This is a genomic window from Microbacterium sp. NPDC057659 (genome assembly GCF_042799915.1).
Classification (GTDB): Bacteria; Actinomycetota; Actinomycetes; order Actinomycetales; family Microbacteriaceae; genus Microbacterium.
The window spans coordinates 1,525,125-1,537,964 of sequence record NZ_JBHVHU010000001.1 but is presented as its reverse complement, the minus strand read 5'-3'; the positions used below and the strand labels follow the sequence as shown (position 1 = coordinate 1,537,964).

Sequence of the window (12,840 nt, the reverse complement as noted above, 5' to 3'; positions counted from 1 at the left end):
GGGTATCGTTTACGCGATCGTTACTTTCGTTTACCCGAACGAGAGTGTCCCCCTTCTTGACGCGCGACCGAGAGATTTCCTTTGCCCTTCGATGCCCCCGAGACCGGCTCTGCCCCCGAGCGTCGGTCGGACCGACGCCGCGCGGTGCCCGCTCAGGCTGCTGCTGAAGTCCCGTCGCCCGTCATCCCGGCTTCCCGCCGCGAAGCGCGTGCGCGTCAGACCGCCGAGATCCCCGTCGTGCAGCAACCTGCCGGCGAGCAGTCGTACGTCGGTCGTCGTGCTCGTCGCGCCGGCACCTCGCAGATGCCCGCGTCGGAATCCGCGCCCTGGCGCTCCGCGATCGTGGATGCCGGGGCGCAGCGTCTCACGGGTGCGATCGACCCTGTCGCGGCAGAGTCCGTCGCCACTGAGCGCGTCGTCGAGGCCGAGCCCATCGCGCCCGCCGCGGCGGCGGACCTGAAGACCGAGCGCCTCGTCCTCGACGAGACCGCCGCTGCTGAGCGCGATCAGGCTCGTGTCGAACAGGCACGTGCGGAGCAGGCTGCTGCTGAGCGTGTCGCGGCTGAGCAGGCTCGCGCCGCACACGCCGCTGCTGAGCGACTCGCGGCTGAGCAGGCTCACGCGGAGCGCATCGCCGCCGAGCAGGAGGCCGCCGCCAAGGCCCGCGCCGAGGAAGAGGCTCGCCGCGCACAGATCCGCGCCGAGCGGGCCGAGCGGGCTCGCGCAGAGCAGGCCACGGCTCAGCAGCGCCGCGCCGCTCAGGCCTCCGCTTCGCAGCCATCCGAGTCCGCCTTCGCTACCGACCCGTCCGTCGACGCGTTCTCGGCCGCTGCCGAGGCTTTCGGGTTCAGCGCGGAGGACCTCGACGACACCGTCGAGCCGGCCGCCGAGGCATCCGCTGCCGATGAGACGAAGAAGCAGGCCGACCAGGCCGACACCGCACATGTCGCACCGCGGCGTCGCCGTCGCCTCGGCCGCAAGATCGTCGCTGCCGGTGCTTCGCTCGGTGTCATGGCCGTCGCAGGTCTCATGCTGGTGTCGACGACGCTGCCCTCCGAGGCCGTCGCTGCGGCCCAGGGGCAGGGCGCGCAGTCGCTGACCTCGCTCGCGGCCCCCGCCGAGGACACCACGCAGCGCAAGGCCGTCGAGAAGGACATCCAGGCGTTCGTGGCGCCCTCCGACGTGGCGAGTGAGGAGATCGCGCGCTCCGGAGAGTACTCGTCGATGTCGATGGCCGACCTCGCCGCCGAAGAGGGCATCCACTACTCGACCAGCGTCTACACGAACGACACCACTGCCCTGATCCAGTGGCCGTTCGCCGTGGGCACCGGAATGTCGTGGCCGTACGGCATGCGCCGTGGGCGGATGCACCAGGGCATCGACCTGATCCCCGGAAACGGTGCGCCCATCCAGGCGATCGCCGACGGCGTCGTGCGCAAGGCGACCGAGAACGGCGGCGGCTACGGCGTGACCGTCTACATCGATCACATGATCGACGGCAAGGTCGTCACGAGCCACTACTCGCACATGCAGCACGGCTCGATCCGCGTGAAGACCGGCCAGCAGGTGAAGGTCGGCGACATCGTCGGGCTCGTCGGAAACACTGGTCACTCCTACGGAGCGCACCTGCACTTCGAGCTTCTTCGCAACGGTCAGACGTTCGATCCGCTGCCGTGGATGAAGGCGAACGCCGGACGTCACGATGGGGTCGGCCCGATTTCCTGATCGGCCCTCCGGGATGTTAGGCTTTTCTGGTTGCCCGGTGACGGGAAACATGCCCCGATAGCTCAGTGGCAGAGCACTTCCATGGTAAGGAAGGGGTCGTCAGTTCAATCCTGACTCGGGGCTCGTAGCGTTCATGCTTTCGGATGAACGACTCGTGGCAGGGTAGCTCAGCTGGTCAGAGCGCACGACTCATAATCGTGAGGTCGCGGGTTCAAGCCCCGCTCCTGCTACGAAAGCCCCCGGCTCCACCCGGGGGCTTTTTCTTTGCCCGCTGCTGCCTGCGTCGGTGCTACGAGGGCGCATCGTCGGCAACAGAAACGATCAGGCGTTCCAGGGGAACGGACGCTCCCGGTCGAGTTCGGCGTCCTTGCCGACCTCCGCCAGCGGCACACCGGCACTGCGCACGCAGAGCCACTTCAGGGGCACGGCGCTGTCGGGGAGGCAGCGGAAGGCGTGCCAGACATCCTGACCGGCGCGGACGACCGAGCCGGGGCCGATCGGAAGCACCTCGTCGCCGAGCGCGAACTCGCCGGTGCCCTCGAGGAAGACGTACAGCTCCTCGAGCTTCGCGTGCCGATGCCAGAACGGAGCCTCGCCGCCGGGCTCGGTGGCGTTGACGGACATGCCCAGGGCATTCGTGCCGAGGTCCTTCTCGACGAAGGTCTTGCCCTCCCAGGTGTCGGTGGCGCCGATGTCGATGATGTTCTGAACAGTCATATGGTCACGCTATCCGACCGTCCGATGTATCAGCGAGGCCGCATCGTGCTCCTGTTCTGTGGTCGCGGACTTCCGCTCCGCGCACGCACCCCGGGAGGTCGCGATGCCGATGTTCAACCCCAACGCGCTGTTCTCCGCTCGCGCGAAAGGGGGCGAGGGGCAGGACATCCCGGTCTCCATCGCCCCGGACTCGCCGCTCTGGCAGAACGATTCGCCGATGGCCGAGAAACTGGCGGAGGAGTACCTCGACCGTCAGGCTGCGAGCGATCGCCGGATGTTCGACGCGCTCGACCGTCTGGTGTGGACGATGCAGGACCTCGTCCCCACGGACAACCAGGCGCCACCGCAGGTGGTGGGAACGCTGCTGCAGCCGGATGGATCGGCCGCCGGCCACGTGCAGGTCGGCCTCGAACTGACCGGCGCGTCGACCGCGCAGGCGATGCTCGGCACCACGGTCACTCTCGACGACGGCAGTTTCGTGCTGCCGATCCCGGCCGGTGCTCGGGCGACCGCGTTCGCCGCCGACCTCGTCGTGACCTCCGCCGTCGGCGTGCAGCGCATCGCCGCGGCGCTGAAGCACCTTCAGCCCAGCGGGATGCTTCCCGTCGTGACGCTCCCCGAGCCGGCTCCGCCACTGTCGATGGCGACCATCGCCGCGCTGCAGAAGGTCGTCATGGATGCCGCGGGTCTCGAAGCCCCCGACGAGGACCATGTCGCCCCCGCGCTCGCCGTGGGGGAGGACGAGTGCCAGGTGGTGTTCCGCCGCGACGCGTCCAGCGACCGCTTCCCGTACGGTGTGTTCTTCCGGCTCACCGATCCGAGCCTGAGCCAGCCCAGCCTGAGGATGCGGATCCTGGACGGGCGCCGCAAGGGCATGCCCGTCACGTTCTACGGCGGCTACTCCGCCGCCGCACGTCTGGCCGGCGGGCTGGAGAGACTCGAGTTCCATCTCGCCGAGCGCGTGCCGGTGGACCGCCCGATCAGCATCGACGCGTTCCGCGACGGTCTCGCCACCGAGACCCCGTACGGTTCCGTGCCGCTCGCCGGGTCGCTGTCGATCGGCTACGTGGTCACCCTCGCGCAGCGCTGGACCCCGCTGGGCCTCGCCCTCGGCGACCTGGTCTACTCCCTTCCGCTCGCCCCCGGCGAGCAGCAGCGGATGGCGATCATGGAGCGCACTGCCTCGACCTCGGTGATCGAGAGCGAACGGCTGGAGTCCTCCGAGGCGATGTCCTTCGCCGAGCAGGACGACACGTCCGCGACGGCCACGTTCTCGAGTGCCTTCCGCGAGGCGGCATCCGGCGGCTCGCAGTACGACACCCACGCCGACTCGTTCTCGATCGCCGCGGCGGCGGGCGGAGGCGCGGTGTTCCCGTTCGGCTGCGCCGCGGGCGGTGTGGCGACCAGCTTCGGCGAGTCCAATACCAGCGGCAGCACCAGCACCTGGATGAGCGGGGCACGGGACAGCACCTCGGGCGCCGCACAGTCGACGCACTCCGCGGTACAGCGGCAGGCCGCCGCTCGGCGCTCGGCGTCCCGCACCTCGATGCGTCTGGCCACAGCGACGGAGTCGACCGAGATCACCACGAAGGTGATCACGAACCACAACAAGACCCGCGCCCTGACGATGCAGTACTGGGAGGTGCAGCGGCTGTTCGACGTGACCACCGCATGCGAGGGCGTGACCCTCACCTGCCAGGTGCCGCTGGATGTCGTGCGGTTTCTGCCCGCTTACCAGCCGCCCAAGCTCACCGACGCTCCAGCCACACGGGATGACGTGCTCGCCCGCTACGACCGGCTGCTCGGCCACGCCGACATCCTGGGCCGGGTCGTGCCGGCGCGATACCGGCGGGGTCTGTCGCTGATCACCGACTTCGCGTCGGACCCGACGACCGCGGTGGCGGATGCCGGGGCGCCGGCCACGGACGTGCTCGACATCACGCTGATCGGCACCTTCCTCGACTTCGACGACCTGTTCGTCACCGTGGTGGGCAAGCGCGGAATGCGAGTCGGACCGTACCCGCTCAGCGGCAACGCCGTCGCGGACACGCTGCCCACGGGGAAGGACGCGCTTGCGACGGAGGACGACCTGTTCGGGCGACTGCGCGCCGCGCGCTCCAACCATGTGCTCGGCCGGACCCGTGTCGCCACCGTGTCGCTGCCGCCGTCGTTCGCCCGGCAGGACATCACCGGCTTCGAGATCACCCGCCGCACCCGACGCCTGGACTACCATTTCGCGCCGCCGGCGATCGCCGATCTCGGCTTCGCGCAGGTGACGCTCGGCGGCCTGGGTTCGGCCCTCGAAGGGGCACTGAAGGATGCCGCCGCGAAGCAGTCGAAGACCGGGTCCTACGACTCCGACCGGCTGGAGCGCGAGATCGGCGGGCCGCAGGTCACCAGCTTCGTCGCGGCGATCTCGGGGACGACGCCGCAGGTCGTGCTCGTGGACAGCCGGTTCGGCGGCCCGATGGCGCTGCCCGCGATGACCTATCCGATCGCCGCCCGCACCGTGCCGCCGGTGCTGTCCTACGCATCGGTGCTGGAGATCGAGAAGACCCTGCAATGGGTCATGCGGAATACCATGACCTGCAGCGTCGCGGTCTTCGCCTCGCTGACGCCGGAGGAGCGGGCGGTCATGCTGGAGCGCTACGAGATCACCCTTCCTCCCGCCGACGACGGCACGGAGCGGCCGGCGGTGCCGCTGCTCAGCTGCATCACGAACAACGTGCTGGGCTACTTCGGCAACTCGATGGTGCTGCCGTTCATGATCCCGGCGGCCATCACCGACGCGACCGCCGAGTACGGCGATCCCGACGAACACGGCGTCCGGCCGGTGAAGAAGGCGGGGCTGACCACCGGTCAGATCCAGGACGCCCTCACCCGGTTCCACACCGACGGCTTCTCCGCACCGAGATCGACGATCGCGCTGCCCACCAAGGGCGTGCTGGGGGAGGCTGTGCTCGGACACTGCCCGTCGGCCGAGCGGGTCGACCTCACCCGGTTCTGGAACTGGCAGGACTCGCCGGGAGACGAGGCCACGCAGATCTCGCCGGTGGGGATGCCGCAGAACGCGCTCGCCGCAGGTCTGACCGGCCCGAGCGCACTGACGAGCCTTAACCCGATGATCCAGAACTTCTCCATGGCGCCGGTCGCCGCCGACACCACTCTCGCGAGTGCGCTGATCAAGTCCGCCGAGGCGCAGAAGAGCTTCGACATCGGTGCTCTCACCAACGCCGCAGGCCTGACCACGCTCACCGGGAAGACCCTCGACACGGCGGAGTCCGCCCGCAAGGACGCGCTCGGGGCGGCGAAGGAGCTGGCGATCAAGGCGATGGAGACGTCGGCCTCGATCTACGGCGCCGACAAGAAGAAGGATGCGGGCGACAAGGGGGCGACCGGAGGCAAGGACAAGGGCTCCGGAAGCGGGGGCGGCTCGGACGGCCCCGGCGGCTCGGGTGATGGCGACGGCGAGTCCGGTGGCAGCGGAACCGGCGGCGGCGACGAGCCCGCCCCTGAGCCCGCGCCGGCCAAGCCGACCCAGCGGAGCATCTACTTCCCGAAGGCGCAGCGCGTGCTGAAGCCCGACCAGAAGGCCGGGCTGGACGCCATCCTCACCGAGGTGAAGGCGGGCGGCGCCACCGGCGCCGTGGTGCGCGGCTACGCATCGCCGGAGGGCACAGCGGGATTCGACAACGTCGCCTTGGCCCGAGATCGGGCGACCAACACCGCCGCGTACCTGACCGCGCACGGCGTGCCGGCCACGACGGCCGAGGGTGGCGTGCTCCCCGGCGGCACGGGCGACTACCCGAAGCTCCGCCGCGCGGACATGACGTTCCAGTACTGAGAGCAATCGAGAGAAAGGCAGACGACGATGTCCACTCCATCCGTCTCGGACGCGGCGGGCGACGCACTCGTCCTCGCCCTGACCGACGTCATCAAGGGAGCGTCAAGCCCCGAGATCCAGCAGGCACAGGCGATGCTGCTGCGCCGCCTCGCGACGCAGGGCGACGTGATCCCGTCCCGCATCCCCGCCCCGCTCAACATCACCGAGATCGGCGGCTACTTCAACCTGCTCACCGATCTGCGGGAGAGCGCCATGCGCAAGGACATGCTGGGCGCCGCGCTCGGGCTGGCGTCCTTCGAACCGGTGGACATCGGCACCGGCGGAACGGTGCCTCCTCTGCGGCTCGTGCAGATCGCGAACGACCGGCTGCCGTCGCCTGCGGGCGATGGCGTGCCGCTCGCGGTGGGAGTGAGAGAGGATCTCGCCGCGGGGATGCAAGCGGCGCTCGCCGACGTGCGCTCCGCCGGTGGTCACCTGCCTCTGTGGGGACCGCCTCCGGCGCTGCCCGCTCCGACCGGGGGCACCGGTCCGACCCCGGACCCGCTGCCGTATCTCGGCCGGGAGGTGTGGGTCGCGCCCACCGCCGCCTTGACCGATCCGGCGACGGATCCGATCGTGCTCGGACGGGCGAGCACGGATGCCGGCACCGGCTACCGCGTCGGCATCCGTGTGGCCGACGGCACCGCAGGCGGAGTCTCGGCCGACTGGGTGGGGCTCAAGTGGGATGCGATCGGCGGCGCGTTCGTCGAGGCCGACATCGGCACGGTCACCCTGCTGCCGCTGGAGGCGGCGGTCGCGGCGACGCCGTTCGTGAGTCGGCCGATCGCGGCGCTGCCGCCGGCCAGGGGCGACTACGCGTGGGCGAGGATGGCCGCCGTGGCGGGGCTGCTGCCCGGGGCGAGCCGGCTCGGCGACGAGCTGGGACTGCTGTGGACATCGGATCGCATCGCCGAGAGCGCCTACGCCGGCCACCTCGACGCCGTCTGGGACGGCGTGGCCTTCGTCTGAGGGGCGTCAGACCGTGCCGTGGCTGTGGTCCGCGACATCCGGTTCGGCGCGGTTCAGATCCGCGGCCTCCTCTTCGGGACGGGGCGCGATGTTCTCGTCGGACTCGATCTCGGGGACGCTCGCCTCGCCGGGCGCCGGGATGTGATGGGCAGGCGGGGTCGGCCGCCCGTACGCCTCGAGCAGCCGCAGCCACACCTCGCTGATCGTGGGGTAGGCGGGCACCGCGTGCCAGAGCCGGTCGATCGGCACCTCTCCGACGATCGCGAACGTCGCCGCCTGCAGCAGCTCGGCGACATCCGGCCCGGCGAACGTGACGCCGACGATGACGCGACGGTCCTCGTCGACGATCATGCGGGCCTGCCCGCGGTAGCCGTCGGCGTGCACGTAGGTGCCGGCCAGAGACGACAGGTCGTAGTCGATGACGCGGGTGCGCAGCCCCGCGGCATCCGCCTCCGCCGCCGTCAGACCGACCGCGGCGACCTCGGGATCGGTGAACACGACCTGCGGCACTGCGCTGTGGTCGGCGGTCGCGACGTGCGCGCCCCAGGGTGCGTCGTCGACGGGGGCACCGGAAGCGCGCGCGGCGATCACGTCGCCGGCGGCGCGGGCCTCGTACTTGCCCTGGTGCGTGAACAGAGCGCGATGAGCGACGTCGCCGACCGCGTAGAGCCAGTCGAATCCGGGCACCCGCAGCGTGTCGTCGGTCTCGAGCCAGGTGCCTGGCGTCAGGCCGAGAGCCTCGAGGCCGAGATCGTCGGTGCGCGGCGAGCGGCCGGTCGCGACGAGCACCTCCTCGGCGGTGATCGTCTCGTCGGCGAGGGCGATGTGCACGCCGTCGGGGTCGCGATCGACGGATGCCGGGGACGCGTCGGTCAGGATCCGCACGCCCTGCTCGCGCAGGCCGTCTGCGACGAGGTCAGCGGCGAAGGGCTCGAGCTTTCCGAGCATCCGGCCGCGGGCGATCACGGTGACCTCGGTGCCGAACGAGGCGAAGGCGGCGGCGATCTCGGCGGCGACCACGCCGCCCCCGATGACCGCAAGGCTGGCCGGGGCGCGCTTCGCGCTGGTCGCCTCGCGGCTGGTCCACGGCTTGGCGTCCTGCAGGCCGGGGATGCCGGGGATCGCCGCGCTCGACCCGGTGACCACTGCGACGGCATGCCGGGCGGTGAGGACGACGCCGGCCGCAGCGACCTCGATCTGCTTCGGGCCGACGAACCGACCGTGCCCCCGGATCAGGGCGATGCCCGCACCCTTGAGCCAGCGCACCTGGCCGTCGTCGTTCCAGTGACTGGTCACCTCGTCGCGGTGGGCGAGCACGGCGTCGACATCGAGGTCGCCGGTGATCGCGGCAGCCGCACCGGGCACGCGCCGGGCGGCGCGCAGCGCGGCAGCGGGCCGGAGCAGCGCCTTCGACGGCATGCACGCCCAGTACGAGCACTCGCCCCCGACGAGTTCGTCCTCGACGATGACGACGGACAGGCCGCCCTGTACGGCGCGGTCGGCGACGTTCTCGCCGACGGCCCCGCCTCCCAGCACGATCAGGTCGTATTCGGTCTGCATCGGAGCCCCTTCCGCGCGATGGTCGCCATGCTACCGCGGGCCGCAGCGTGCCGGGCCGGGAGCGCCCACCGCCGTTGAGATCGGTGCTGAGGAGGGTCAGGCGCGGACGGCGATGGCGGCGGCGTCGACACCGGCCGGCAGCCCTCCGAACAGCGCGCCGCTCGCGAAACCGGAGGACGGGGCGAGGCGGGATGCCACGAAGCCGTCGGCTACGGCCGCCGGCCCGTGCTGCACGAGCAGCGATCCCTGCAGCGCCAGCGCCAGCGCCCCGACCAGTTCCCGTGCACGCAGCTCGGGCGACGGATCGGACGCCACGGCGCGGACCAGCGCACGGGTGCGATCCAGGTGCGCGTCGAGCCGGGCATCCGCTCCGCGCGCCGGCGAGACCTCCGCGTCGAACGCCTCGAACACCTCGGGCTGCCGGCCGAGGGCGCGCAGCACGTCGAGGGCGATCACGTTGCCGGATCCCTCCCACACCGCCATCACCGGCTGCTCGCGGTATCGCATGGCAAGCGGGAAGTCCTCGGTGTAGCCGTTGCCGCCCAGGCACTCGAGCGCCTCCGCGGCGTGCGCCGGACCGCGCTTGCAGGCCCAGTACTTCATCACCGCCGTGCCCAGCCGGGTGAACGCGGCATCCTGCTCCGAGGCATCCGTGTCGTAGGCGCGGGCCAGCCGCAGTGCGGCGGCCGTGACGCCCTCGACCTCGAGCTGGAGGTCGGCGATGACGCCGGTCATCGCGGGCTGATCGATCAGCATCCGCCCGAACGCGGCACGGTGGCGGGCGTGCCAGGACGCCTCGGCGACGGCCTGCCGCATGCCGGCGAGCGACCCGAGGATGCAGTCCAGACGGGTGTTCGTGACCATCTCGATGATGGTGCGCACCCCGCGGCCCTCCTCGCCGAGCAGGTGCCCGACCGCGCCCTCGTACTCGACCTCGCTCGACGCGTTCGACGCGTTGCCGAGTTTGTCCTTCAGCCGCATGATGCGCATCTCGTTGCGGGTGCCGTCCTCGCGCAGTCGCGGCAGCAGGAAGCAGGACAGCCCGCCCGGCGCCTGCGCCAGCACGAGGAAGCCGTCGGACATCGGCGCCGAGCAGAACCACTTGTGTCCGGTGAGCTCGTACCGCCCTTCGCCGATCGGCACGGCGACGGTCGTGTTCGCGCGCACGTCCGAGCCGCCCTGCTTCTCGGTCATGGCCATGCCGAACAGAGCGCCCTGTTTGCCGGGCACGAGGTCGGGCGAGTACGAGCGCGACAGCAGACGCGGCATCCATTCCGCCGCGATCTCCGGATGCTGCGCGATCACGGGCGCCGCCGAGTGAGTCATCGACACCGGGCAGGCGTGGCCGGGTTCGATCTGCGCGTAGAGCATGAACGACGCCGCGCGGGCGACGTTGGCCCCGGGGTGCGGCTCGGCGAAGGCGCTGGTGTGCGCGCCGTCGGCGACGGCGGCCGAGATCACGCGGTGGTACGACGGGTCGTACTCGACCTCGTCGATGCGGTTGCCCCAGCGGTCGTGGGTGTGCAGCTGGGGCTTGTTGCGGTTCGCGCGGCGCGCATCGGCCTGGAAGTCGGCGGTACCGACCCGGATGCCGGTGGCGTGCAGCCCCTCGTCCGCCCAGGCGGCGTCATATCGCGCGACGGCCTCGACCAGAGCGACGTTGGCGCCGTACTCGTCGATGCCGACGCGGGCGGGGGACTGATTGAGGACCTGGTGCGTGCTCATGATTCCCTCTCGGTGCGGCTCTCGGGGGCGGCGCCGACGGCGCGCAGGCACAGTTCGGAGATGGCGGCGACCACGGCATCCGGGTCGTCCTCCTCCGTCGTGACGGGGGTGAGCGGACCGGCCAGCGCCTCGCCGATCGCGCCGACGAGTCCGGCGGCGGTGATACCCGGATGCTGCGGGGCGAACGAGCCGTCGCGCACGCCCTGCGTGACGATCTCGGTGAGGATGTCGGCGTAGCCGCGGCGATAGGCGAGGCGCTCCTCGTCGATGGCGCGGCCGACAGGCTCGACCAGCAGGGCCCATGCGAGGCGCCCGCCACGCAGCGCGCGGGTGACGAAGGTCTCGATGAGCACGAGCAGGCGGCCGGCGGCATCGGTCCGCTCCGAGGCGACGACGGCGTGGTCGACGGCGGCGAGCTCTGTGCCGGCGCAGCGCCGGAACACCTCGGCGAGTACGTCGTCGACGCCCTCTGCATAGCTGTAGAGCAGGCCGGCGCTCATGCCGGCGCGGGCGGTGACGGCCTTGACCGATGCCGCTCCGAATCCTGAGTCCCGCACGATCGCCGTGGCGGCCTCGATGAGGTCCTCTCGGCGTCCTGCCTCGCGGCGCTGTGCCATCCGTGCTCCTTCGCTCGGGTTCACATCTTGGCTGAATCGTGATTCAATGACGTCATTGAATCACGATTCAATACCCGAGGCAATGCCGCCGCACCCGACACGACGACGTGAGGACCGATGAACCTGACCTGGATGCTGGAGCGCTCCGCTCGCACCTTCCCCGACAAGCCCGCGATCGTGTCCGACCTCGGCAGCCTGGACTACCGGCAGTTGCTCGCTGCCTCCCGGCGGGCCGCCGCAGTGTTCCGCGACGCGGGTGTGCAGCCCGGCGACCGGGTCGGTGTGATGGCGTACAACACCCCGGCATTCGCCGTCGCGGCCTTCGGGCTGTGGCGCGCGGGTGCTGCGCTGGTGCCGGTGAACCACAAGTTCACCGGCCGCGAGGTCGCGTACGTCGCCGCGCACGCCGGCCTGCAGGTCATCGTCGCGGACGTCGACCTCGAAGGACGCGTCCGCGAGGGCGCCCCGGATGCGCGATTGCTGACCATCGCCGACGACGGATCCGGCTCGTTCGACGTCGCGGTCGCCGCGGCGGAGGAGTGGAGCGGCGTCGAGGTCGCGGGCGACCATATCGCCCAGGTGCTGTACACCTCGGGGACCACGAGCAGCCCGAAGGGATGTCTGCACACGCACGAGGGGCTCGCGAACGTGCCGGCCTACACGACCGCTGCGGTGGGCCTGCAGAGGGAAGACCGGTTCCTGATCGCGATGCCGATCTGGCACGCCTCGCCCCTGAACAACTGGTTCCTGTCGATGATGTACCTCGGCGGCACGGCGGTGCTGCTGAAGGAGTACCACCCCGTGCACTTCCTGCAGGCCGTGCAGCAGCACAGGGCCACCGCGTTCTTCGGTGCGCCGATCGCGTATCTGGCCCCGCTGAAGGTGCTGCCCACGATCGGGAAGAGCCTGGCCGACTTCGACCTCTCGTCGATGCGACTGTGGGCCTACGGCGGAGCGCCCATGGGGGCCGACACCGTGCGCATGCTGCAGAAGGCATATGGCACCGATGCGTTCTTCCAGGTGTACGGCATGAGCGAGATGGGACCGGTCGGCTCCGCCCTGTACCCGGCGGAGCAGATCGAGAAGGCAGGTTCGATCGGCGCGGGCGGCATGCCCGGCGTCGACATCCGCGTCGTGAACGCGGAGGGGGTCGACGCCGCGGCAGGCGAGGTCGGCGAGCTGTGGATGCGCTCCGCGACGCGGATGGCCGGCTACCTGAACGACCCTGCGGCGACGGATGCGGTGTTCGAGGGCGACTGGTACCGCACCGGAGACCTCGCCAAGGCCGACGCCGACGGCTACCTGTTCATCGTGGACAGGCTGAAGGACGTCGTGATCACCGGCGGTGAGAACGTCTACTCGCCCGAGGTAGAGGAGGCCCTGCGGCAGCATCCGGCCGTCGTGGACGCCGCGATCGTCGGTCGGCCGCACGGCGAGTGGGGCGAGACCGTGGTGGCGGTCGTCGAGGCATCAGCTGATCTGTCGCTCGACGAGGTGCGCGGCTTCCTGGCCGAGCACCTGGCGAAGTACAAGATCCCGCGCGAGCTGATCGTGCGCGAGGCGCTGCCGCGCAATCCCTCCGGCAAGGTGATGAAGCACGTGCTGCGGGCGGAGTTCACCGCGTAGGGCGGGGGTGAGTCGCAG

The 12,840-nt window shown here is 70.8% G+C and carries 8 protein-coding genes and 2 tRNA genes; 6 read left to right on the top strand and 4 right to left on the bottom strand.

Going from position 1 to position 12,840, the window contains the following annotated elements:
* Window positions 1-237: 237 nt before the first annotated feature.
* From ACFVAE_RS07255 to ACFVAE_RS07245, 3 genes are all read left to right on the top strand, one after another.
* Window positions 238-1,725 (top strand): M23 family metallopeptidase, encoded by a 1,488-nt coding sequence (locus ACFVAE_RS07255; RefSeq protein ID WP_378889713.1) that lies wholly within the window; start codon window positions 238-240, stop codon window positions 1,723-1,725.
* 51 nt (window positions 1,726-1,776) lie between these two features.
* Window positions 1,777-1,848 (top strand) — tRNA-Thr (locus ACFVAE_RS07250).
* Between the two features lie 33 nt (window positions 1,849-1,881).
* Window positions 1,882-1,955, top strand: a tRNA-Met gene (locus ACFVAE_RS07245).
* A 91-nt stretch (window positions 1,956-2,046) separates the two neighbouring features.
* Here the strand turns inward: ACFVAE_RS07245 and ACFVAE_RS07240 are convergent.
* The gene (locus ACFVAE_RS07240) at window positions 2,047-2,442 is read right to left on the bottom strand and encodes a cupin domain-containing protein (protein WP_378889710.1); all 396 of its coding nucleotides are present in this window, start codon (window positions 2,440-2,442) and stop codon (window positions 2,047-2,049) included.
* Window positions 2,443-2,545: 103 nt separating this feature from the next.
* Here ACFVAE_RS07240 and ACFVAE_RS07235 point away from each other — a divergent pair, with 103 nt between their 5' ends.
* Window positions 2,546-6,286 (top strand): OmpA family protein, encoded by a 3,741-nt coding sequence (locus ACFVAE_RS07235; RefSeq protein ID WP_378889708.1) that lies wholly within the window; start codon window positions 2,546-2,548, stop codon window positions 6,284-6,286.
* A 27-nt stretch (window positions 6,287-6,313) separates the two neighbouring features.
* The gene (locus tag ACFVAE_RS07230; RefSeq protein ID WP_378889706.1) at window positions 6,314-7,294 is read left to right on the top strand and encodes a hypothetical protein; all 981 of its coding nucleotides are present in this window, start codon (window positions 6,314-6,316) and stop codon (window positions 7,292-7,294) included.
* A 6-nt stretch (window positions 7,295-7,300) separates the two neighbouring features.
* Here ACFVAE_RS07230 and ACFVAE_RS07225 read toward each other — a convergent pair whose 3' ends face one another.
* The 3 genes from ACFVAE_RS07225 to ACFVAE_RS07215 all read right to left on the bottom strand — a co-directional run bounded on the left by ACFVAE_RS07225 (window position 7,301) and on the right by ACFVAE_RS07215 (window position 11,196).
* Window positions 7,301-8,854 carry a dihydrolipoyl dehydrogenase family protein gene (locus tag ACFVAE_RS07225; RefSeq protein ID WP_378889704.1) on the bottom strand — a complete coding sequence of 518 codons (1,554 nt, stop codon included), beginning with the start codon at window positions 8,852-8,854 and terminating at the stop codon, window positions 7,301-7,303.
* Between the two features lie 96 nt (window positions 8,855-8,950).
* On the bottom strand, window positions 8,951-10,579 hold the full coding sequence (locus ACFVAE_RS07220; protein ID WP_378889702.1) for an acyl-CoA dehydrogenase family protein: 1,629 nt from the start codon (window positions 10,577-10,579) through the stop codon (window positions 8,951-8,953).
* The gene (locus ACFVAE_RS07215; protein WP_378889700.1) at window positions 10,576-11,196 is read right to left on the bottom strand and encodes a TetR/AcrR family transcriptional regulator; all 621 of its coding nucleotides are present in this window, start codon (window positions 11,194-11,196) and stop codon (window positions 10,576-10,578) included. Before ACFVAE_RS07215 ends, ACFVAE_RS07220 begins: the two co-directional genes overlap by 4 nt.
* A gap of 117 nt (window positions 11,197-11,313) precedes the next feature.
* Here ACFVAE_RS07215 and ACFVAE_RS07210 point away from each other — a divergent pair, with 117 nt between their 5' ends.
* Entirely contained in the window at window positions 11,314-12,822 is a 1,509-nt protein-coding gene (locus ACFVAE_RS07210) for a class I adenylate-forming enzyme family protein (protein WP_378889698.1), read from the top strand.
* Window positions 12,823-12,840 lie beyond the last annotated feature (18 nt).